This window comes from Spirosoma profusum, from assembly GCF_014699005.1.
GTDB lineage: Bacteria > Bacteroidota > Bacteroidia > Cytophagales > Spirosomataceae > Spirosoma > Spirosoma profusum.
In genome coordinates, this window is the sequence record NZ_JACWZY010000030.1 from 32,526 (window position 1) to 55,739 (window position 23,214).

The following is a 23,214-nucleotide window of genomic DNA, read 5'->3' on the forward strand; positions in this document are numbered from 1 at the left end:
ACGTATCATGAAAAGATTACTCTTAACGTTAACCCTGCTGACGGCTATTCTGTTGTATTCGTTTGGACAGACTGCCAGGTCGGATGCACATCGACCCCAGTTTCATTTTTCGCCGAATGCCCACTGGATGAACGATCCGAACGGGATGGTTTACTACAAAGGCACGTATCACTTATTGTTTCAATATTTTCCTGGCGACACTAAATGGGGACCCATGCACTGGGGACACGCCACCAGCAAAGACATGGTACGTTGGCAGGAGCAGCCCATTGCGCTTTATCCCGATAGTCTTGGCTGGATTTTTTCGGGCAGCGCCGTAGTCGACGCCAATAATACCAGCGGTTTTGGCAAAAATGGACAGGTGCCTCTGGTGGCTATTTTTACGCACCATAATTCTAAACTGGAGAAGCTGAAATCCACTAAGTTTCAGTACCAAAGTATCGCGTATAGCCTTGACGAAGGAAAAACGTGGACAAAATACAAAGGCAATCCTGTGTTAGCCAATCCCGGTATCGTCGATTTTCGCGACCCGAAAGTTCGTTGGTTCGAGCCGCAGAAAAAGTGGATTATGACCCTGGCTACGAAAGACCGCGTTACGTTCTATTCGTCAGCCAACCTCAAAAACTGGAAGAAAGAAAGCGAATTTGGGCGTACTATTGGTGCGCACGGTGGCGTATGGGAATGCCCTGATTTGTTCCCACTGACCCATAACGGTAAACAGTCGTGGGTGCTATTGGTGAGCATCAATCCGGGTGGGCCAAACGGGGGGTCGGCGACGCAATATTTTGTGGGCGATTTCGACGGAAAACAGTTCAAACCGTACTCCACAAAAACGAAATGGATGGATTATGGAACCGATAATTACGCCGGTGTTACGTTCGCCAATACGGGTAATCGGGTTGTGTTAATGGGCTGGATGAGCAATTGGCAGTACGCCCAGCAAGTGCCAACTGTTGTATGGCGCAGCGCCAACACCGTACCCCGCGAACTCGGACTTACTGATGTTAAAGGTGATTTATTTCTAACGTCGATGCCTGTTAAGGAACTCAATACGCTGGACGAGAAACCCACTACGTTAACCAACCTGAACGTAACGGGTCAATACGATCTGACCGCCAAAATCGGCAGGAAGCACGATACGTTCAAACTCTCGTTATCCGCGCCCGTGAACGATTTTTCGCTAGTTCTAGCCAACGATCAGGGTAACGAACTGGTAATTGGCTACGACAAAAAAGATAATGCGTATTACATCGACCGGACCAGATCGGGCAAAAAGGATTTTGAGAAAGGTTTCGCCAAACGTATCACCGCTCCGCGCCTGTCGACCGATAAAACATTGTCTGTTACGTTGTTAGTCGACGTAGCGTCTATAGAGTTGTTTGCTGACAAAGGCTTGAACATCATGACAAGCATCTTTTTTCCGAATCAGAACCTGAACAAACAGTTTATTAAGTCGGCTACGGGAACTACCATTCCAACGTTGACTTATTCGGGTTTGCGTTCGTCGTTGACGAGTGGAAAATAAGCGCGAAAATCGAAAGGAATTTGTAAACCGCATCCCGAAAATCCTAAATCTGAATATGTACACAACAACTTTAAACGACCAGCCACGTATCATTGATTTTACGCCAGACGGCCCTACGCTCAACGGTACGTTGTTCGATTGGGATTTGGTGAAACTTTCGGAACGTACCTTTCATATCCTTTACCAGCATCGTTCGTATTCGGTCGAAGTACTGGAACTGAACGTAGCGGAGAAAGCGGTTCGTTTGAAAATAAACGGCCATTTGCACCAGATTCAAGTAAAAGACCGCTTTGATTTACTGCTCGAAAAGATGGGCATGAGTAATGCCGTCAGTACTCGAATCAACGACCTAAAAGCGCCGATGCCAGGCCTGATTGTGGGTATTAGTATTCAGGAAGGCGATACGGTCAGCAAAGGCGACAGCTTGTTGATTCTGGAAGCGATGAAAATGGAGAACCTACTGAAATCGCCCGGCGACGGTACTATAAAAAGCATTCGAGTGGGCAAAGGCGACCGCGTCGAAAAAGGGCAGGTACTGGTAGAATTTGCCTGACGAATGGTTTAGTAAGCAACTGCCCTCACTGCCATGCATACACCCCTTTCCCGACGCCAGTTTCTGGAACAAACGGCGAAGACTGCCGCTGTGTTACCATTGCTGTCTGCTACGTTCCCTACGCAATCAGATCCTGCCGACGTAGCAGTGCCTGATATTCACATTTTCTCGAAACATCTTCAGTTTCTGAATTATGCCGACATGGCCGATGCCGCAGCCAATATGGGTTTCGCCGGTGTTGATCTGACTGTGCGTCCGGGCGGACACGTAGTGCCCGAGCGGGTGGAAGATGATTTGCCGAAAGCTGTTGACGCGCTACGAAAAGTTAATCTTGCCCCTAATCTGATGACTACGGCGGTAGGTGATGCTACCAATCCTATCGATAATAAATTGCTGAAAACAGCCGCCAAACTGGGTTTTAAAACCTATCGAATGGTCTGGTATCAGTATGACCAGAAAACGCCAATTCCGGATTCGATACGTTCATTTGGGGGAAAAATACAGGCGCTTGCTGCTTTGAATAAAAATCTCCAGTTAACTGGCTGTTACCAGAATCACGCTGGTTTGTTAATAGGGTCGTCGGTTTGGGAAATCTGGGAACTTCTCAAAACAGCCGATTCCAGCTATATGGGCGTTCAGTACGACATTCGGCACGCCACAGTAGAAGGTGGTCAATCCTGGCCGAATGGACTTCGGCTGGTATTGCCGCAACTCAAAGCCATTACGCTTAAAGATTTTCATTGGGGAAAAGCGGCTGGTAACGCATCGGGCAAATGGGTGGTGCAGGACGTACCAATGGGTCAGGGGATGATTGACTTTAAAACGTATTTCGCTACGTTGAAACAGCATAATATTCGTGTACCCATTACGTTGCACATCGAGTATCCGATGGGTGGAGCTGAACATGGCGCTGCCAAACTCTCTATTCCTCAGAATGAGCTGTTTGCCGCTATGAAACGCGATATGAATTTGATAAAAGAGCTTTGGAAAGCTGCCTGAAATGAGCTAGAAACAGAACCACAGAGGTAATACTGACTTAACATACTTTATTGCTTTGCTATCGTTCGGCTTTCCTCCTTCCTCGGTTTTTCCCTATCTTTGCCCGCAAAATTTCCCTTCATGACATCACAGACAAAGTATAAACGTATCCTGCTCAAACTGAGTGGGGAGGCTCTTGCTGGGCCTAGTGGTTACAATATCGATCCGGCTGTGCTCGAGCAATACAGCAAGGAAATCAGACAGGTGGTGGATTTGGGGGTGCAGGTTGCCATCGTTATTGGCGGAGGAAATATCTTCCGCGGGGTTTCGGGCGAGCGGTCGGGTATCGACCGCGTGCAGGGTGATTACATGGGCATGCTCGCTACCGTTATCAACGCTATGGCTATTCAGAGTTCGCTCGAAAAGTACGGTATGTATACCCGCGTGATGTCGGCTATTAAAATGGAGCAGGTTTGTGAACCCTACGTCCGTCGGCGGGCGGTACGTCACCTCGAAAAAGATCGGGTCGTTATCTTCGGAGCCGGTACCGGTAATCCTTACTTCACAACCGATTCAACGGCAGCACTACGCGCCATCGAGATCGAAGCCGACGTAGTACTGAAGGGAACCAAAGTCGATGGGGTATACACGGCCGATCCGATGAAAGACAAAACGGCCACCCGATACAAGACGATTACGTTCGAAGACGTTTATGAAAAGAAACTGAGCGTAATGGATTTGACTGCCTTTACGTTATGTCAGGAAAATAATCTGCCGATTATTGTTTTTAATATGAACAAACAGGGTAGCCTTTTGAAGTTGATTCAGGGCGATGACGATCAGGGGACGCTGATTACTAGTAAGTTATAGAGCTTTAGCGTTGGCTGATGCCATCATAAAATTTACAACCCTACAACTTTATAGCTTTCCGACCCTATAACCATATAACTGTCTAACTTACCTCAAGATGGAAGAAATCGAGTTATTTCTCGACGATGCAAAAGACACGATGGAAAAGGCGCTTAAGCATTTAGCCATCGAACTTACAAAAATTCGGGCCGGCCGGGCTAGTGCCACAATGCTCGACGGCATCCAGGTTGAATATTACGGGATGCTTTCACCGCTGAACACGGTCGCTTCGGTGAATACACCTGACGCCCGCACCATAGCCATCAAGCCATTTGAGAAAAAGCTTATTGGTGAAGTTGAAAAAGCCATACGTAACTCAAACCTTGGTCTTTCGCCGACTAACGATGGCGAACTTATTCGGCTGAATATTCCGCCCCTGACCGAAGAGCGTCGTCGCGATCTTGTTAAAAAAGTAAAACAGGAAGTAGAAACGGCCAAAGTCAACGTTCGGAATATCCGAAAAGATACCAACGACGATATTCGGAAACTGGTGAAAGATGGCGTATCGGAAGACGCCGTAAAAATGGGTGAAGAGCGCGTTCAAAAACTGACTGATGCCTTTATTGCCCGCATCGACGATACGTTCGCGGCAAAAGAAAAAGATATTCTGGCCGTATAAATTAGTCAGTTCAGATACAGAAAGCGGATATACCACTACGTATGTCCGCTTTCTTTTTGATTAAAAATTAAACTACTACGTAGCTTTTGGAGCCGAATTGTTTTCAGTTGACTCAGCATTAAATTTCTGAGAGCTGCTGGCGTTACGTAGTTTGCCGGATCGCCGATTTTAGGTAATCGAGGGCGATTCTACTGATAACTTCCTCATCTATTTCTACCACTCGCTCGCCCCGATGTTCATAGGGCAAAACCTGATTGGTCAGCGCATCATAAATGCCGTAAGGCAGCAAATCGTATTCTTCGTAACCCCAGAATAAAAAATCGATGGCGTCGGCAGATTTATTAAATCCGACAGCATAACCGATTTCGTGCTGAGCAAAGACAACAATATAGCGCATGTCATATATACGCAGATATTGAGCTTAGGGTTGCGTCGATAGGTGTGACTTGGTTGCTAAATCTGGGTCAAATAGAAAGACGCTTCTGGCAAAATGACGCCATACAGCGCGCTGGAGGACTGATATTCACACGGTAAAGCTAAAATAAACCGGTCTGTTACGTCTGCTAAATTCCTGTTGCTCTCAATTTTATGATTGTTTTCTACGTCTTCTATCTGGTTTTTTTAGGATACATTCTGCTAAACGTATTGTATTGGGCGGTGTTTGCCGTGGCAGGTCGATTAGGGCGGGCCGACGATACTGATACGTTGCCCGAACCTTCATCATTTAGAAAAATTGGCGTGCTGATTCCAGCTTATAAAGAAGACGCCGTTATTATTGATTCAGTAACAGATAATTTGAAGCAGCAATATCCAGCCGACCGCTTCGACCTGATTGTTATTGCCGATTCTTTTCAGGCCGATACGCTCGCCAAATTAGCGACCTTACCAATTAAGGTTTTGGAGGTATCGTTCGAAGTATCGACGGTTGCGAAAGCCATTAATTCAGCTTTATCGAGGTTACCGCTTGAGGAATACGATATCCTTGTTGTTTCGGACGCCGACAATCATATGGCACCAGATTTTCTGAGTCGTATCAACAACGCGTTTGCGCAGGGCTGGAAAGCCATTCAGGGGCATCGGGTTGCCAAAAATATTAATACAAGCGTTGCCATTCTGGACGCCGTCAGTGAAGAAATCAATAATCACATTTTCCGGAAAGGTAGCCGGGTTTTGGGACTATCATCGGCAACGATTGGGTCTGGTATGGCGTTTGAACCTTCGCTGATGAAATCGGCGATGGCAACCCAACGTACCATGGGTGGCTACGATAAAGAGCTGGAAACTAACGTAGTGCTTAGCGGCCATAAAATTGGTTACCTGGAGCAGGCTTATATTTACGACGAAAAAGTAGCGCATCGGGCGGTGTTTCAGAATCAGCGTACGCGCTGGATTGCCGCTCAGTGGCAGTTTGTTACGTTGTATCTCGGGCGAGGTATCCGTGAAATTTTCAGTGGACGATTTGCAAGCGGTTTCAAGGTGATTCAGGCGATTGTATTGCCGAAAATTTTGCTGCTGGGTTTGTTACTGCTAGGTTTATTCATTGGCATGTTTACCGGCATCTCGATACTTTGGCTACTACCGCTGGCTTTTGCGTTAGTACTCGGTTTGAGCCTAGTCATTTCGGTACCTGCTTATTTGTGGAAGCGGATCAGTGTCCGCGAATTTCTCCTGATTCCGATGGTACTGTTTAGTTTTGTTCGTGCCCTGCTGAATATGCGCAAGGCGTTCAAACGGTTCATGCACACTCCTCATACTGGAAGCCCTAATCCGCAGGGGTCATAAAGAGTTATCAATCAATACGCAAGTAGTCCGTCGCGTGAGCCGTATATAACATTTCCGTGAGGTATGTTATATACGGCTCACGCGACGGATCGTTTTTGGCAATACTTTCTAATCATATTCTAATAATCAAATCCGATTGTAGTTGTGACAAAACGAGTAAGCTTGAGTCAAAAGTTTATAAACAACGAAATGATTTGAGGGGAAGGTTTTGGTCGTGTTGTAAATAGCAGTTTGTCTTATTCTGTAAATCAGTAACTTCGCACACAACTGCTTTCGTATGAATAGAGGCTCTGGCAAACTTATCAAGAATGAATTCGAGTTTTAATAAATTTCAAAGTATCGTTTTTTGTCGGTTTAATTGCCTGCTGTTAGCTGGCTTTTTGTCATTTACGGTATGTCAGGGGCAGCAAAACCGAGGGGCACGTGGACTTGTCTCGTTTGGGGCTGCATCTGGTCTCGCTGAAGATACACTTTACCTAGATATCAATCAGGACATTGCGGTTCAATTGTTACCGTTCGATGAGATTGTGAAAGTTGCGGTAGCACACTCACCATTTATTAAATACCAGAATGAAGTTGTTAATGGACTGGATGCTGCTCATTCGGTGGCGAAAGTACAGATCTTGCAGAATCTATCCGGGTTTGCTAACTATTCGACGGGTGACCAATCGATCATAGGGACTTCAAACCGAATCCAAGGACAGGATGTCCTCGGGCAGGTTGCCAATGGGTATCGTGTAGGAGTTGATCTACGTTTGCCGATTTACGAACTATTCGGACGAAAACATCAAATACGAATAGCACAGTCAAATTATAAAGCGGCTGTTCTTCAGAAAGAAACCATTGAGCTTCAACTAAGACGAGATCTGATTGCCGTTTATCAGGATATGATTACGGCGCAGCAACTGCTGAAAATACGGCTAATGGACGAACAGGCTTCACTGACCGCCTTGCGAGTAGCCGAGGCCGAGTTACAAAAAGGAACTGTTACCGCCGATGCTGTCTCAGTTATAACCAGTCGCTATGTGCAGGCTAAAACATCTTCCGAGCAGTCGAAAGGTGATTTTCTAAAGAATGTTCATTATTTTGAAGCCTTAACAGGATCGCCCATCCAACGACTGAAACGTAATAACTAACCGGTATGACTATTGAGGTATTTTTTCGCCTGCTGAAACAGCACCTGCTCTGGTTTATTCTGCTGCCCATCGTGGCGGCTGCGGCTGCTTTTTTTGCTACCCGAAACGAGCCCAAGGTCTACAAATCGCAGGCTACGTTGTATACCGGATTGGTGTCGGGCTATTCGTTGTTGTCGGATAAACAGAGCATGTTTAACGACCGGTCGGCTAGTGCGATTGATAACATATTGACTACGCTTAGTTCGCGGGAAACCGTTCTGCAAATTGGTATCGGTCTGCTAACTGATCACATGCGTTTGCGGCAACCTGATACGTTGGTGCTTGGGCCAAAGGGTTATCAGGAATTGCATCAGGCCATAACGGGGGGCTGGGAGAACCTGTTCTTTATTGCCGCCGATTCGAGCCTGCTTCGTCATACGATTGATAGCCTGGCCAAAGTACCCAACGACAACCCGGTAAAGGCACTGCTGCTCACCTCCAATTCCTATTATTCGGTGCAGAATCTAGCTGAAGATATAAAAGCAACTCCGCGTAAGAACACGAACGATATCCTGCTAATGGAATATGAAGCAGACGATCCGGCCGTTGCACAGAGTACACTACGTTATGCCATCGAGATTTTAAACAAACGCTATTCAACCCTAAAAACATCCGAAACAAATTCAGTTATAGGCTATTACGAGTCGAAACTGGAAAAAGCTAAAAATAAACTGGCTCAGGCAGAGGAGAGCCTGCGGGCATTCAGTACGGAGCATCAGGTTCTTGATTACGATGAAGAAGCCCGTAACATGGCGTCGGCGCGGGAGTCGATGGGCCGCGAATACAATCAGGAATTATTACGTAAGGATGCTGCCAAAGCTGCTCTGGACGCACTGAGTAAGCGGTCGGGTCAGCAAAGTACGGTTCGCATGGCGAACAACGACCTGAATGAAAAGCAGAAAAAACTGACGGAAGCCGAAAATAAACTGGCTAATGCGCGTGCGTATGGTCAGCCAAAACAGACAATTGCGCAATTACAGGCCGCTGTTAATCAGGCGTCGGAAGAGTTGAAAATCAGCGCGCAAAAATACGATGCCGTAGCGAATACATCTGATGCTGTTCCGAACCAGACCGTGGCTAACGACAAGTTGAACAAATCGCTGGAATTCGAAGAATCGTCGGCTCGGCTGGAATTGTACAAGAAACAGATGGATGATTATCAGGCCAAAGCCGACCAGTACGGTCCGTTGGGTACGAGGCTCCGTCAGTTGAAGCGGGATCAGGAAATTGCTGAAAAAGAGTATCTGGATTTGTTGAACAACGTAGAACAATCGCGGACGCGCCGTCAGGACGTGTCGATTGGCGGTACGCTCGAAATTCTGGATGCTCCTGATTTTCCGCTCCTGCCTAAACCGTCGAAGCGTTTTCAGATGATTGCGATTGGCTTTGGTGTAGGGATATTTATCGCCTTACTGCTCACTGCGTTACGTTTCTGGCTGGATAAACGTATCAATTCGCCGGAGCAGGCCGAGACGATGATTGGTATGCCCGTTACTGCTCTATTTCCAACGGTACGTAAACCGATGGTGTTCACAAAAGCTACCCGTGCGGCTCGGAGCATGTTCGAACAATTGTTTAACGCCATCAACATTGAAGTTACCCAGAATACGACCAAGCCGTATCCGCCTATCATTACATTGTTCAGCATTCGGTCGAAACAGGGGAAATCCTGGGTATCTAATGGACTTATTGAGCTCTACGAAAAAGCAGATCAGCAGGTAGCGTATTGTTATCCGCGCGTAACCGGGAAAGAACAAATGGAACGCCGTCATGGAGTTACGCTGTTTCCGTACACCGTTCGTCCCGACTTCATGAACGTAACGGGCATCGATTACCTCATCGATTACAGTCATGGGTTCGAAGTCTCCCAATTCGACCGGATTATTCTGGAAATTCCGGCTCTGATTAATAACCAGATTCCTGTTTACCTGCTCAAAAGCAGCGCTTTATCTTTATTTGTAATAGACGCTAACAGTCCCTGGGCACGAGCCGAAAAGCAATTGCTGAGTATGTACGTGCGTGTTACCAATCAACCCATATTGACGGTACTAAACCGGGTTGAAGGAAACTACGTTGATGTTCCCCGTCGGGCTGATGCCATGCCAACGGCTACCCAACAGGAGCGCACCTTGCAATCGCAACGTAACGTAATAGAGTGACGAACAGCCAGTAGCCTTCTTAGGTGCGATAATTTGGCCTGCTCTGGGCGGGTTGACTATTTCATGGTCTTAGTTGAGTTGTTGAACCTCAGTTAATTACCCTTATGCAGGTCAATAATGACATAGGATTGATGAGTTCCACACCATCGTATATTCACGAATGGGTGGAGCGAATTGCCTTTGCTTACCCGTCGAATATCGCCGTTGTATCTGGCGCCCGTTCGCTACGTTATGATGCGCTCAATCGACAGGCCGACGAACTCTGCCAGGCCATCCTACATACGGCTCCCGAGGCTAAAGTCATTGGCGTGAGCACTACCCGCAGCCTGGAAATGGTTGTTGGTGTACTAGCCATTCTGAAAGCGGGTAAAGCGTACCTTCCCCTCGACCCAGCTTACCCGGCTTCCCGACTGGAACAAATTATTGCCGATTCGGGCCTGACAACTTGCCTGGCTACTACGCAGGACGAACAACTCTTTGCCGATCTGGGAGTTAACGTAGTGGTTTCAGACCGTACGCTTCAGTATACTGAAAAAATCACTACGTCCCCAAATGGCCTTGCCTATGTCCTCTACACGTCCGGTTCAACGGGTAAGCCCAAGGGCGTTTGCATGGGACATAGCCCGCTACTGAATCTGTTGCAGTGGCAGGAAAAACACTCACTGGCAAATACAGAAACGCGCACGCTGCAACTGGCTCCGCTGAGTTTCGACGTATCGTTTCAGGAGATTTTTGCTACGTTATGTACGGGTGGTACGTTGCTGCTCATCGACGAAACGCTACGTCTCGATCTGACGGCACTGCTACGTTTCATCGATGAGCAAGCTATCAATCGCTTATTTCTACCATTTGTTGCGCTCCAATATCTGGCCGAAGCGGCTGTGAGTACGCAACGTTTTCCGGCAGCTTTGCAGGAAATCATGACGGCGGGTGAGCAACTGAAAATCACCCCGCAGCTTGTTGAATTCTTCTCGAATCTGTCGGATTGCAAGCTGTTCAATCAGTACGGTCCCACTGAATGCCACGTTGTTACGCAGTTGAAATTAGAGGGACAGCCAAGTAGTTGGCCCGCCTTGCCGACCATCGGCATGCCCATCGACAACGTAGCGATTTATATCGTAGACGAAAAGTTGGCACTCCTGCCTGATGGACAAGTAGGAGAGTTGTGTTTTGGTGGAGATTGTCTGGCAGAAGGCTATCTGAATAACTCCACGCTGACGGCCGAAAAATTTATTCAATTATCGATTCCTGGCCAGGAATCGATACGTATCTACCGCACTGGTGATCTGGGTCGTCAGCTGACGGATGGGAATATAGAATTTCTGGGACGTCGCGATGATCAGGTGAAAATTCGGGGACACCGGGTTGAATTGGGTGAGATCGAAGTCGTTATCAATCACACTACTGGAATTAAACAGGCTGTTGTGGTGGCGCGTGAGGGCGTTGATGGGACAAAACAACTGGTGGCCTACCTCGTCTCGGCAACGCACCAGACTGATACGTCGGCACTTCGGCAGGCATTGGAAGCGCGTTTGCCTGAATACATGATGCCTTCGGCGTTTGTGTGGCTGGATGAATTGCCGAAAACCACCAGCGGCAAGGTTGATAAAAAGCGCTTGCCAGAACCTGAACGGAAACGTCCTGAACTGGAAGTTGCCTTCCGTAAACCCAAAACTCAGCTGGAAAAAACGGTGGCCCAGTTATGGTGTACTGTTCTTCAACTTGATAAAATTGGTCTGGATGATAACTTTTTTGAGTTAGGCGGAAACTCCTTGCTTGCGCAGAAAACCGTAGCTGGGTTAGCCGGTCAACAGTACGTATTGCCGGTAACGAAACTCTATCAGTTTCCGACGGTATCGGGTGTAGTACGTTACCTGCAACCAGCGAATGAACAGCCTACCCGCGACGTAACGCCTTCGCCGGTGCTACGTTCCGAAACCGCGCAGGGCGACATTGCTGTGATTGGTATGGCTGGTCGTTTTCCCGGTGCCAGCACGATAGACGCGCTGTGGGACGTACTGAAACAAGGTAAGGAGACAACCCGGTTTTTCACGGAAAATGAGCTGGATGAGGGCGTTCCGGCAGCTCTCAAAAATGATCCGGCCTACGTAAAAGCGCGAGGTATCATTGATAACGCCGACCAGTTCGATGCATCGTTTTTCGGTCTGTCGCCCAAAGTGGCGCAACTAATGGACCCGCAGCAGCGCGTTTTTCTGGAAATTGCCTGGGAAGCGCTTGAACAAACCGGTTATCTGCCGCAACAGTACAAAGGACGAGTTGGGGTATTTGCGGGTTGCGGTAACAATACGTATTACCTGAACAACGTACTGAATAACACCGAATTGGTGAATCAGGTTGGGGCGTTTCAGGTGATGACGCTGAACGAGAAAGATTACATCGCATCGCGTACGGCATATCAGTTGAATCTTACCGGGCCGGCGGTCAGTGTTTATTCGGCCTGTTCTACGTCGTTGCTGGCGATTACGCAGGCGGTTCAGAGTATTCGAGATGGTCAGTGCGAGGTAGCGCTGGCGGGAGGAGCGAGTATTACGACGCCGATACGTAGCGGACATCTGTATCAGGAAGGTGGTATGTTTAGTGAGGATGGCCACTGCCGCTCGTTCGATGCCGATGCACAGGGAACCGTTTTCAGTGATGGCGCTGGCGTGGTTTTACTGAAAAACCTGGAAGCTGCACAACGCGATGGCGATACAATTTTCGCCGTCATTAAAGGGATTGGCGTCAATAACGATGGTGCTGGAAAGGGCAGTTTCACCGCGCCAAGTGCTGAGGGACAGGCCGGAGCGATTGCCATGGCGATTGCCGATGCCGGTATTTCGCCAGCAACCATTAGCTACATTGAAGCCCACGGGACGGCCACTCCGCTCGGCGACCCTATCGAAATCGACGGACTGGTGCAGGCTTTTGGCGAACAGACTGAAAAACAGTTCTGCGCGATTGGCTCCATCAAAAGCAATATGGGTCACCTGACGCAGGCTGCGGGCGTAGCGGGTTTCATCAAAACGACGTTAGCGCTGTATCACAAACAATTGCCCGCATCGCTTCATTACAGGCAGGCGAATCCGGCCATCGATTTCGCCAACAGTCCGTTTTTTGTCAATACGCAACTTACCGACTGGACGCTACGTAGTGGTCAGGAGAAAACGCTACGTCGGGCGGGCGTCAGTTCGTTTGGGGTAGGTGGGACTAATGTTCACGTAGTGCTCGAAGAGTTTGCCAGCAACGTAGCGTCGTCCGCTGCAAATTCAGAGGCACCACAACTTGTTACGTGGTCGGCGAAGTCGGCGAAAAGTGCCGATGCTTATGCTCGTCAACTTGCTGAAACGCTACGTGCCAACCCGTCGCAGAACGTAGCAGACGTAGCATTTACCCTGCAAACAACTCGTTCCGATTTTAACCATCGTCGATTCGTTGTTGCAGCCAGCGCAACCGAATTAAGCGATAAATTGCTGACGCAGGATGGCCCTGCTGCAGTTCGGTCAAGTCAGGTATCAGCCCAACCGGATGAGGTTGTGTTTATGTTTCCTGGACAGGGTGCCCAATATCTGAACATGGGGCGCGGCTTGTATGAACATGAACAGGTATTCCGGGCGGCTGTCGATACGTGCGCCGAATTACTGAAAGGCCATCTGGATAAAGACATTCGTCAGGTGATGTACTCGGATACGCCTGATTCCGAGTCCGAACAGCTCCTGAAAAATACCCGCTATACCCAACCTGCTTTGTTCGTTACGGAATACGCGCTGGCTACGTTGTGGATGAGCTGGGGAGTTGAACCAACCATTTTCTGCGGACATAGTATTGGCGAATTTGTGGCTGCGCATCTGGCGGGTGTTTTTTCGCTCGCTGATGCGCTAACACTGATTGTTGCTCGTGGCCGCATGGTGAGCGGGTTACCACGCGGCAGTATGCTTTCGGTACGTATGGAAGCTCAGAAAGTTGAGGCCATGCTACCTGAATCACTGTCGATGGCAGCCATTAATAGCCAGCGGCTTTGTGTGGTGGCCGGTCCCGATGAACACATTGCCGATTTTGCACGCCTGCTCGACGAACGGGACGTAGCGAATCAGCCATTGGTGACCAGTCACGCCTTCCATTCGTCTATGATGGACCCCATCGTTGATACGTTTACTGACGTAGTGGCTAACGTTTCGCTGGGACGCCCACAGAAACCAGTTGTATCGACTGTAACGGGCGACTGGCTAACGGATGCTCAGGCCACAGACCCACTTTACTGGGCAACGCACTTACGTTCGACGGTACGTTTTGCGGATGCCCTAAACACTATTTTTACGCTAGAAAATCCTCTGTTGCTGGAAGCTGGTCCGGGTCAGGTGACGGCTACGTTAGCTCGTCAACAGGCTGGTAAAAAGGTTGTTACGGTACTGGGTGGGCTGGTTAATCAACCGGATTGGACGGCTGCCCGGCAATCGATGCTCACTACGTTGGGCCAGCTTTATCTAGGTGGCCTTACTCCCAATTGGAAGGCGTTTTATGCCGGACAAGATCGCCATAAAATAAGCCTGCCTACCTATGCTTTCGATAGAAAATTCTGCTGGGTAAATCCCGCCAACGTAATACCTGCTACGTCGGTAGGTAGCCTGCCGGAATCAACTGCGGTTAACGTAGTAGAAAAAGATGCAAATCAGTCTGAAGTAGTACCGGACACCCACTTCATGGCTGCGGGTATGCCAACCCCGTTATCCATTATGAGAAAAGATACCTTACTTAATCGAATTAACTACCTGCTTGAAGAAGCATCTGGCATTGAGATGCAGGACGTACCAGCCGATAAAAGTTTTCTGGAAATCGGTCTGGACTCATTACTATTGACTCAGGTAGCATTAACCTTGAAAAAAGAATTCGGCCTGCCGATTACGTTCCGGCAGTTGACGAACGACTATACGTCAACGTCATTACTGGCTGATTATCTGGATAAAATGCTTCCCGCAGAAGCTAGCCAGCCTACGGTAACGGCAACTCCGGCGGTGGTACCTGTTATGCCCGCTTTACCAGTAGCATTGAATACTACGTCAGCAGGTGGAGATTCGGCGTTGAGCCTGATTGCTGAACAACTTCAGTTGCTGGCTCGGCAAGTGGCTCTGTTACAGGGAACAACCCCGCAACCAGCTTCTGTGCAGACTCCGGTTGCAGCACCAGTTGTACCTGTCAACGTTGTTACGTCTCCCAAACTAGCTTTAAAGCCAGCGAGTGATACGGCTGATTTAAGTGCCGAAGAGAAAGCTGAGTTGAAAAAGCCTTTTGGCGCCACGGCACGTATCGAGCGACAAGCCTCGGGTTTGCCCGTTAAGCAACAGGAATTTATCGACCAACTGACTGAGCGGTATAATCAGAAAACGGCGAGTAGCAAAGCTTACGCTCAGAAACACCGTTCGCAGATGGCCGATCCGCGGGTGGTATCAGGATTCCGGCCGCAGACTAAAGAACTGGTTTATCCATTGGTAGTCAATCGTTCCAAAGGCAGCCGACTGTGGGACATTGATGGAAATGAGTACATCGACGCCCTGAACGGCTTCGGTTCGAATATGTTCGGCTATCAACCTGATTGGGTAAAGGAAGCCTTACACATGCAAATCGAGCATGGTTACGAAGTGGGGCCACAGCATGAATTGGCGGGTGAGGTGAGCGAACTAATCTGCGAGTTAACCGGTGCCGATCGAGCTGCGCTCTGCAACACAGGTTCAGAAGCTGTGCTGGGCGCCATGCGTATTGCCCGAACCGTCACCGGACGTTCGCTGATCGTGGCATTTTCGGGTTCCTACCACGGCATCGTCGATGAAGTGCTGGTACGTGGAACCAAAAAACTGAAATCATTTCCGGCGGCTCCGGGTATCATGCCCGAAGCCGTTCAGAACATGCTGATTCTGGACTACGGAACCGATGAAAGTCTTGCCATCATTCGGGAGCGGGCGCACGAGCTGGCTGCGGTGCTGGTTGAGCCTGTTCAGAGCCGCCGACCCGAGTTTGTACCCATTGAATTTCTAAAGCAACTGCGAGCCATTACGTTGGAGTCGGGAACGGCGCTGATTTTCGATGAAGTGATTACCGGTTTCCGCGCACATCCGGGCGGCACACAGGCCCTATTTGGTGTCAAAGCCGATCTTGGAACCTACGGAAAAGTCGTCAGTGCGGGTATTCCGATTGGCGTCATCGCGGGTAAACGGCGGTTTATGGATGCGCTTGATGGCGGCTTCTGGCAATATGGTGATACGTCGGTGCCGGAAATAGGTGTTACGTACTTTGCTGGTACGTTCGTGCGGCACCCACTGGCGCTGGCAGCCGCTAAAGCATCGCTGACTTACTTGAAAGAAGCAGGTGCTGAATTACAACAACAGCTCACGAAAAAAACGAAACGGCTGGCCGATGCGCTTAATGCCAAATTGGAAAGACATGAACTTCCTCTGTTTGTAGCCCAGTTTGGCTCATTGTGGAAAATAAAGTTTAAAGAAGATGTGGTTTGTGGTGAGTTGTTGTTTACTTTAATGCGTGAAAAGGGAATACATATCTGGGATGGCTTCCCGTGTTTTCTGACGACGATACATACGAACGCAGAAATCGACTTAATTATTCTGCACTTCAGCAACAGCATTAACGAGCTAATAGACGCTGGGTTCTTCAAAGGAAATTCAGCAAATACGAATGGAGAAAAAGCAAATGGCTCAACTTTTGTAGATAATGTACCACCGGTTTCAGGAGCCAGATTAGGACGCGATCGAGCTGGAAACCCAGCCTGGTTTGTTCCCAATCCCGATCAGCCCGGAAAGTACCTACAGGTTGACTAAAGCAGATTACGAATGGTGAAAGATAGTACGAACGTAAATCTTGTTGCTGTTGATTTTGATCCGTTTGCCGGCCCTGAAATTGTCCGCTTGGCACCGTCGACCGAGCCGCAAATTGAAATATGGACAACCTGTCTGTTTGGGGGCGACGACGCAAACCGGGCGTTTAATGAATCCGTTTCACTACGATTTAACGGTTCGTTAGACCGTCAGGCTTTTGCGCATGCCTGGCAAGCTGTGCTGCAACGTCACGAAGCACTCCATTCGGCGTTTAGTGCCGATGGAAAACAGATGTGCGTGTTTGATGCCCTCGATGTAGATCTGCTTTATTCCGATTACTCCACAAAAACCAGCGCAGAACAAGTCCGACTCATTCAGGAATATGTTCAGCAGGACACCTTGTATCTGTTCGATCTGGTCAATGGCCCGCTCATAAAAGGGTGCCTGATTAAATTATCGGACACAGTTCACCATTTTACGCTCACAGGTCATCACATTGTCTGCGATGGCTGGTCGTTGGGTATCCTTTTGCAGGATCTGAGTAAGCTCTATTCGGCCAGCGTTCAACAAAGTGTTCCAAACTTGCCCGAAGCACCGCGCTATAGCGATTACGCGGCTGAACAACAGGCGTTTATGGCTAGTGCTGAACATCGGCAAGTTGAGAAATTCTGGCTTGATCAGTATCGGGGAAGTGTACCGGTGCTGGATTTACCGACTGATTTTGCGCGCCCGGCGTTACGTACTTACGACAGCGGACGTAGCGATTACCCACTTGAGGCTTCGCTGGCACTGGCGGTCAAGCAAATGGGTTTGAAAGCGGGCTGTAGCTTTGTTACGACGCTGCTGGCGGCCTTTGAGGTTTTTTTATGCCGACTTACTGGCCAGAGCGATATTGTAGTGGGGCTTCCTACCGCCGGTCAGTCGGCCACGGGCTATTTAAATTTGGTGGGACATTGTGTAAATTTGTTACCGCTACGTAGTTTCCCGCAGCCAGAGCAAAGTTTCCTTCAGTTTTTAAAAGCCCGGAAAGAAGCTGTACTGGATGCATACGAATATCAACGTCTGACGTTTAGCAGTCTGCTCAACAAATTGGCCATCGCCCGTGATCCATCGCGGGTGCCGCTGGTTCCCGTTATTTTTAACGTAGATATGGGGCTGGACGATGATGTTGATTTCTTCGGACTTACATATAAACTTATCAGTAATCCACGCCAGTTCGGTGCTGTCGATCTTTTTGTCAATATTAGTGGTAACGTACCGACAAATGGTTCCGGCGAACCCATGATTATTGAATGGGCGTATAACACTCAGCTATTTAAAGAAGAATCCATTGACCGGATGATGACCGAATTCACCCATATTCTGAATGAATTGGTCGGTAACCCGGACGTACTGATTGAGCAGATTCAATTGACCAATCAGCACGAACAGCTTAAAAAGTTAGCCGCCTGGAATAATACCAAAGCGGCTTATCCGAAAAATAGCGCGTTACCTGAATTACTGACAAAGGCCGCGAAAGAATATCCCGACAGAACTGCGCTGATTTTCACCAATCCGAATACACAACGTCCCACATTAACGTATCGTGAACTGGACGAACTGGCCAATCAGGTGGCGCATGTCATTCAGCAGCATGGCGTTGGCGCAGGTACCGAACGGCGCGTGGTTGGCGTTATTCTGGATCGCTCGCCCGAAATGCTCATTACGTTGCTGGCGGTCATGAAAGCGGGGGCCGCCTACGTACCGATTGACCCGGAATATCCTCACGACCGAATTGCGTTTATGCTGGCCGATTCGTTAGCGAGTATGCTCATTACGTCGACCAAATACCACGTAGGAGGTGGTGCTACGTATCAGGCGGGTGGTCGATTAACGAATCAGACGACGGTTCTGCTCATCGACGACGTATTAAAATCGCTCGATGGCTTCTCCAAAGAGCTTCCCGAACGTAACGTTTCGCCAACCGATCTGGCGTATATTCTGTATACATCCGGCTCAACAGGCCAACCTAAGGGCGTATTGATTGAACACCGCAATCTTGTGAATCTGCTGTATAGTATGATTCCCTGGCCCGGTATCACCAAAGACGATAGACTGCTGGCGGTCACAACCATTTCGTTCGACATTGCCGGTCTGGAATTATACCTGCCGCTGCTGGTCGGTGCTACGTTGGTGCTGGCCGATTCGGAAACGACCAAGGATGGCCGGGCTTTGCTTTCCGTCTCGGAAGAACAGCAGATTTCCATCATCCAGGCGACACCAGCAACTTACAAAATGATGCTGGCAGCCGGTTGGGAAGAGCCATTACCGCTGAAAATCCTTTGCTGCGGAGAGCCACTATCGAAAGATCTGGCGCAGAAAATCACGGCCCGCTGCGACTCTCTCTGGAATATGTATGGCCCAACCGAAACCACCATCTATTCGACAGGAAAGCAGATTCTGGCCACCGACGAAATCATTACAATCGGTCGGCCTATTCAAAATACGCAGGTTTACATTCTCGACGAACAACTGAATCCGTTGCCGGAAGGAGTCGTTGGCGAGATCTATCTGGCTGGTGATGGCGTGGCGCGGGGCTATCTTAACCGCCCTGAACTGACACAGGAGAAATTTGTGCCGAACCCTTTCGATACGTCGAAAAAGACCAAAATGTATCGTACGGGCGACCTCGGTAAATTTATGGGCGACGGCGAAATCCATTGCCTGGGACGTATCGACCAGCAGGTGAAAATTCGCGGGTACCGGGTCGAACTGGGCGAAGTTGAGCACGCGCTGGTGACTCAGCCGGGGGTTAAAGACGTAGTAGTGATGGCTCGTGAAGATCGCCCCGGCGATCAGCGGCTGGTTGCCTACGTAGTGACTGACCCTTTCCTGACGGCCGATGCCTTTTTAGCACGAGTACCAACCTGGCGTATCAAGCTTCAGGACGTATTACCGACGTACATGGTGCCGTCGGATTTTGTCAGTCTGGAGCAGTTACCCGTTACGCCCAACGGTAAAATAGACCGGAAGGCGCTGCCTAAACCAGCCTCGTTGTTGTCCGAAAAAGGAGAACTGGCCGCGCCGGTTACGGATACAGAAAAACTGATTGCCGGTATCTGGGCCGAAGGGCTTGGAATGGAAAAAGTAGGTATCGACAGCGACTTCTTCGAGTTGGGTGGGCACTCCATGATTGCTGTTCAGGTGATGACGCAGCTTGAAAAAGAGACTGGCCGGCGTCTACCTTTGTCTACGCTGCTCACTTATCCAACCATTCGGAAACTAGCCCAGCTTGTTCAGACTGAGGAGCAACCTGCTACGTGGAAATCGCTGGTGCCTATACGACCGCAAGGCAACAAAGTTCCTATTTATATTATTCATGGAATTGGCCTAAATCTATTGAATTTCAGTGGTTTAGTTAATTACATGGACCCAGAACAGCCCATTTATGGGTTGCAGGCGCGCGGACTGGATGGGAAAGAAGAACCGCTCGACAACATGGAGGCCATTGCATCGGCATATCTGGAAGAGGTGATGCAGCAGAATCCCGATGGCCCTTACGCCATTGCGGGTTACTCATTTGGAGGATACGTAGCACTCGAAATGGCCCGCCAGATCAAAGAAATGGGCAAGGACGTGAAACTGCTGGCTATGTTCGACACGAACGCACAGGAGTCGGACAGCCGTCAGGATATGATTAGCTGGATACGACGGAAAATATTCCGACAGTTTCCAAAAATGCTATGGGTTACAAAGTCGTTGCTACGTCATCCGATGCTCACCATTCGGTATCAGCAGCAATACGTTGAGCGGCAGGTGAAAGCTCTTTTGCTGGCTACTGGTCTTCAGAAACCACCGGTGGTCGAGAAAGAGTTCGACCAATTGAACGCCATTATGGAGAAGCACGAGACTGCTTTCTATAATTACAAAATGCGTCCCTACGCCGGTATCGTCGATCTGTTTAAAGCGCAAATGCGCGTTTATTTCGTAGATGATAATAAGTTCCTGGGCTGGAAAAAATACGCCCTGAAAGGCGTTCGTGTTCATAGCGTTCCCGGCGACCACGAAATGATGCTCCTTCCCCCCAACGACAAGGTATTTGCCGAAGCTCTGCAGAAAGCGCTGGATAACAGTTAGCTACTAAAGTAGATCTGTCTATTTCTATGTAACGTGAGTTATAGATATTCGATAAATTAACTGCCTTACTTCCAGTACGTTGCTTACGCGAGGGGCTTCGACAGGCTCAGCCTGACAGTCAACTTAAAGTCCTTAATCGAATTGACTGTCAGGTTGAGCCTGTCGAAGCCCCTCGCGTAAGCAATATATAGACTTATCCATAATTCACACTACGTCCTAAACTTAAAAAGGGAGGCTAGCTTCCCTTTTTAAGTTTAGTTATTCAAGAGTTTCTTCTTCTGCGCTTCGAATTCTTCCTTGCTAAGCGCACCTGCATCCATTAGCTGCTTTAATTTAAGTATTTCATCAGCCACGCTCACGCTACCCGTAGCTGTTTTGGCAGAAGACGCAGTTGTTCGATGACTTGGCGGAGGTAACACCTCACCTGCTTCAATGGCATTGTCAAGTTCTGCGTAATACCGAACCAGCATACCCACGCCTATTTCAGCGCACATTTTAAATCCCTGACGCTTAGTGCCATTCTGGATTAAATCTTTCACAATACCCCGTTTGCCAGCGTAATCAGATGGTAGGTAGCGATATACCAATCGGCCATTCACATAGGTACTCGGCGTTTCATATACGAAGCCAAACTGCTTATTCGGCTGAGACGCTTTGCCAAAATAAAGTGTGTCTCCGACTTTGATTACCCAGCCCGGTATTGACGTTTTGTAGCCATTTACGAGCCGATCCGAATCTAATCGCTGTTCCCGTGCTTCATCGGCTGTTACCGGGCCGCTCTGGGCTGTACTATTTAATGCATTAAAAACGAAAAAACATACTACTAATAAAGAGAGAAAACGTCTTGTCATTCCTGTAAATAGAGTTGAAAATGGGTTAGAAAATAGGTTTTAGTAATCAGTAAATCGATAGACGAAAACATGTACATCTAAATGCTGTAAAGATAAATAGGATAAGCTTATAACACGTCGGGCCGCCTGAAATCAATTGATTTCGGACGGCCCGACGTGTATTATATAGAAGCTGTTCAAACTTTTGAGACTAGTGTCAGCATGACAAAAACGGCTCTACCATAAAAGTTTAAACAGGTTCAAAGTGAACGTAGTAAATGATAAACCGCTGAGAGAAGCTTATCGAGGTTTATAACGCCTGTCGATACGCTTTCAACTCGGACAACGAAAGTTTATAAAGCAGCGTAAGAACAGCATACGTAGCGCCCCCGAGGCAGATTTCTATGATGGTATTGAACGTACCGGTATTGCCAACAAGTGATTTATAAGCCCAAACAACACCAATCATAATTAGGCAGAAGAGGAACGGTTTGGCAAAGTTTTTCAGGAAATTGCCCATAAACTCGCCGATCAATGAATGGGCAATCGCAAAATTGGCCACCATATTCAGGAACGTTGACAGCATGAATGCCACCGCAATACCCGTAACGCCCCACCACGTACCAAAAAAATAGACCATCGGAATTTTTACGACCAGCGTTCCCAGGTTCAGGTAGAACAACAGACTAGGTTTCCCTTTCGTAAAGGCAAGTGTATACAGCGGGTGACTCAGACAAGCGAAAAGTCCGACAAAGACAAAAAACTGGATAAGTTCGATTGTCTTTTCCCAACCAGGTCCGTAAATCATCGGAACAACGCTGTCGGCCGTAATGAAAAGTCCGGCTAGCAGCGGCATGTTGCAATAGCTGATGAAATCCAGAATTTTCAGGTACGACTTTTTCAGTTCGGCATTGCTGTCTTTCATCTTTGCCAGAATAGGGTAAGCCACCTGTAAAATAATTGGGTTGAGTTTGGTGATTGGGAAAACCGAGAGTTGGTACGCAATGGTATAATAACCCAACATTTTGACACCCAGCATCCCCCCAATAAAAATGTTGTCGGAATTGAACTGAATAAAGCTTAAAATTCCCTCTCCCATATTGTAGATCCCAAACCGGAGGTGGTCCTGGGCGGCTTTCAGTTTAAAGAAGAAAGCTGGTCTGAACAGTGAAAAACCAAAGGCAATTTGCAGCGTCGACTTCACCGACTGGGTAACCAACGTACCGATGATGAGCGATAATTCGTGATAACCACTGTAGGCTAATACGACAGTTGTGATCGTTCCAATAACGCTGGCCCCAATGTCGATACAGGCTACCGAGCGGAACCGCAACTCCTTTTCGAGCAGAAACATGTATAACTGCCCAAAATAACCCACTACAAAATAATAGGAAGATATATTCAGTACGTGTGCTAGCTTCGGTTCGTGGTAGAAGGACACGATGAAGGGCGAACTAAGGTGCATCAATACGTATAAAGCAACCCCAATCAGCAGATTTAGGTAGTAGAGTGTCGATAGTACGTTACGGTCGCTTTCCTGCCTGTAAATGATGGAATTCGAAAAACCCAGATTCGAGAAAAGCTGGAAAAACGAGATGATCAGGTTACTGATACTCACTATACCAAAATCGGAAGGGTCCAGAATGCGGGCTAGTACGGCAACCTGTAGAAATTGAAATAAGGTCGAAATAACCGTGGAAAGTGTGATCCACTTCCCGCCGTTCATTGCTTTCTGGGTGTTACTCAT

At 48.4% G+C, this 23,214-nt stretch carries 13 protein-coding genes; 10 read left to right on the forward strand and 3 right to left on the reverse strand.

Annotated elements, in window-relative coordinates:
• The first annotated feature begins 7 nt into the window (after positions 1-7).
• The 5 genes from IC229_RS26885 to frr all read left to right on the forward strand — a co-directional run bounded on the left by IC229_RS26885 (position 8) and on the right by frr (position 4,584).
• Positions 8-1,525, forward strand: a complete 1,518-nt coding sequence (locus IC229_RS26885; protein WP_190890754.1) for a glycoside hydrolase family 32 protein — start codon at positions 8-10, stop codon at positions 1,523-1,525.
• Positions 1,526-1,580: 55 nt separating this feature from the next.
• The gene (locus IC229_RS26890; protein ID WP_190890756.1) at positions 1,581-2,078 is read left to right on the forward strand and encodes a biotin/lipoyl-containing protein; all 498 of its coding nucleotides are present in this window, start codon (positions 1,581-1,583) and stop codon (positions 2,076-2,078) included.
• Positions 2,079-2,111: 33 nt separating this feature from the next.
• On the forward strand, positions 2,112-3,077 hold the full coding sequence (locus IC229_RS26895; protein WP_190890758.1) for a sugar phosphate isomerase/epimerase family protein: 966 nt from the start codon (positions 2,112-2,114) through the stop codon (positions 3,075-3,077).
• Between the two features lie 120 nt (positions 3,078-3,197).
• Complete coding sequence (gene pyrH / locus IC229_RS26900; protein WP_190890760.1) at positions 3,198-3,926, forward strand: UMP kinase; 729 nt, start codon at positions 3,198-3,200, stop codon at positions 3,924-3,926.
• 97 nt (positions 3,927-4,023) lie between these two features.
• On the forward strand, positions 4,024-4,584 hold the full coding sequence (gene frr, locus IC229_RS26905; protein ID WP_190890761.1) for a ribosome recycling factor: 561 nt from the start codon (positions 4,024-4,026) through the stop codon (positions 4,582-4,584).
• 142 nt (positions 4,585-4,726) lie between these two features.
• Here frr and IC229_RS26910 read toward each other — a convergent pair whose 3' ends face one another.
• Positions 4,727-4,981, reverse strand: coding sequence for a hypothetical protein (locus tag IC229_RS26910; protein WP_190890763.1), 255 nt, complete (start codon positions 4,979-4,981; stop codon positions 4,727-4,729).
• Positions 4,982-5,172: 191 nt separating this feature from the next.
• Between IC229_RS26910 and IC229_RS26915 the strand changes: the two genes are divergently transcribed.
• The 5 genes from IC229_RS26915 to IC229_RS26935 all read left to right on the forward strand — a co-directional run bounded on the left by IC229_RS26915 (position 5,173) and on the right by IC229_RS26935 (position 20,637).
• Positions 5,173-6,366 carry a glycosyltransferase gene (locus tag IC229_RS26915; protein WP_190890765.1) on the forward strand — a complete coding sequence of 398 codons (1,194 nt, stop codon included), beginning with the start codon at positions 5,173-5,175 and terminating at the stop codon, positions 6,364-6,366.
• Positions 6,367-6,674: 308 nt separating this feature from the next.
• Positions 6,675-7,502, forward strand: coding sequence for a TolC family protein (locus IC229_RS26920; protein WP_190890767.1), 828 nt, complete (start codon positions 6,675-6,677; stop codon positions 7,500-7,502).
• A 5-nt stretch (positions 7,503-7,507) separates the two neighbouring features.
• Entirely contained in the window at positions 7,508-9,700 is a 2,193-nt protein-coding gene (locus IC229_RS26925; protein ID WP_190890769.1) for a GumC family protein, read from the forward strand.
• Positions 9,701-9,804: 104 nt separating this feature from the next.
• Positions 9,805-16,524, forward strand: coding sequence for a polyketide synthase (locus IC229_RS26930; protein WP_223834214.1), 6,720 nt, complete (start codon positions 9,805-9,807; stop codon positions 16,522-16,524).
• 12 nt (positions 16,525-16,536) lie between these two features.
• Positions 16,537-20,637 (forward strand): non-ribosomal peptide synthetase, encoded by a 4,101-nt coding sequence (locus tag IC229_RS26935; RefSeq protein WP_190890771.1) that lies wholly within the window; start codon positions 16,537-16,539, stop codon positions 20,635-20,637.
• A gap of 254 nt (positions 20,638-20,891) precedes the next feature.
• On the opposite strand, the gene IC229_RS26940 is transcribed toward IC229_RS26935, so the two are convergent.
• Together IC229_RS26940 and IC229_RS26945 are read right to left on the reverse strand one after the other, a co-directional pair.
• Positions 20,892-21,488 (reverse strand): SHOCT domain-containing protein, encoded by a 597-nt coding sequence (locus tag IC229_RS26940; protein ID WP_190890773.1) that lies wholly within the window; start codon positions 21,486-21,488, stop codon positions 20,892-20,894.
• A 289-nt stretch (positions 21,489-21,777) separates the two neighbouring features.
• A complete protein-coding gene (locus IC229_RS26945) occupies positions 21,778-23,214 on the reverse strand; it encodes an MOP flippase family protein (protein WP_190890774.1) in 1,437 nt (478 codons plus the stop codon).

What these genes read in the sequence shown, in the direction of transcription:
- IC229_RS26915 (WP_190890765.1), top strand. Translation starts at nt 5,173, where the DNA reads ATGATTGTTTTCTACGTCTTCTATCTGGTTTTTTTAGGATACATTCTG.
- IC229_RS26920 (WP_190890767.1), top strand. Translation starts at nt 6,675, where the DNA reads ATGAATTCGAGTTTTAATAAATTTCAAAGTATCGTTTTTTGTCGGTTT.
- IC229_RS26910 (WP_190890763.1), bottom strand. Translation starts at nt 4,981, where the DNA reads ATGCGCTATATTGTTGTCTTTGCTCAGCACGAAATCGGTTATGCTGTC.
- IC229_RS26895 (WP_190890758.1), top strand. Translation starts at nt 2,112, where the DNA reads ATGCATACACCCCTTTCCCGACGCCAGTTTCTGGAACAAACGGCGAAG.
- IC229_RS26945 (WP_190890774.1), bottom strand. Translation starts at nt 23,214, where the DNA reads ATGAGTAACACCCAGAAAGCAATGAACGGCGGGAAGTGGATCACACTT.
- IC229_RS26940 (WP_190890773.1), bottom strand. Translation starts at nt 21,488, where the DNA reads ATGACAAGACGTTTTCTCTCTTTATTAGTAGTATGTTTTTTCGTTTTT.
- IC229_RS26930 (WP_223834214.1), top strand. Translation starts at nt 9,805, where the DNA reads ATGCAGGTCAATAATGACATAGGATTGATGAGTTCCACACCATCGTAT.
- IC229_RS26925 (WP_190890769.1), top strand. Translation starts at nt 7,508, where the DNA reads ATGACTATTGAGGTATTTTTTCGCCTGCTGAAACAGCACCTGCTCTGG.
- frr (WP_190890761.1), top strand. Translation starts at nt 4,024, where the DNA reads ATGGAAGAAATCGAGTTATTTCTCGACGATGCAAAAGACACGATGGAA.
- IC229_RS26885 (WP_190890754.1), top strand. Translation starts at nt 8, where the DNA reads ATGAAAAGATTACTCTTAACGTTAACCCTGCTGACGGCTATTCTGTTG.
- pyrH (WP_190890760.1), top strand. Translation starts at nt 3,198, where the DNA reads ATGACATCACAGACAAAGTATAAACGTATCCTGCTCAAACTGAGTGGG.
- IC229_RS26935 (WP_190890771.1), top strand. Translation starts at nt 16,537, where the DNA reads ATGGTGAAAGATAGTACGAACGTAAATCTTGTTGCTGTTGATTTTGAT.
- IC229_RS26890 (WP_190890756.1), top strand. Translation starts at nt 1,581, where the DNA reads ATGTACACAACAACTTTAAACGACCAGCCACGTATCATTGATTTTACG.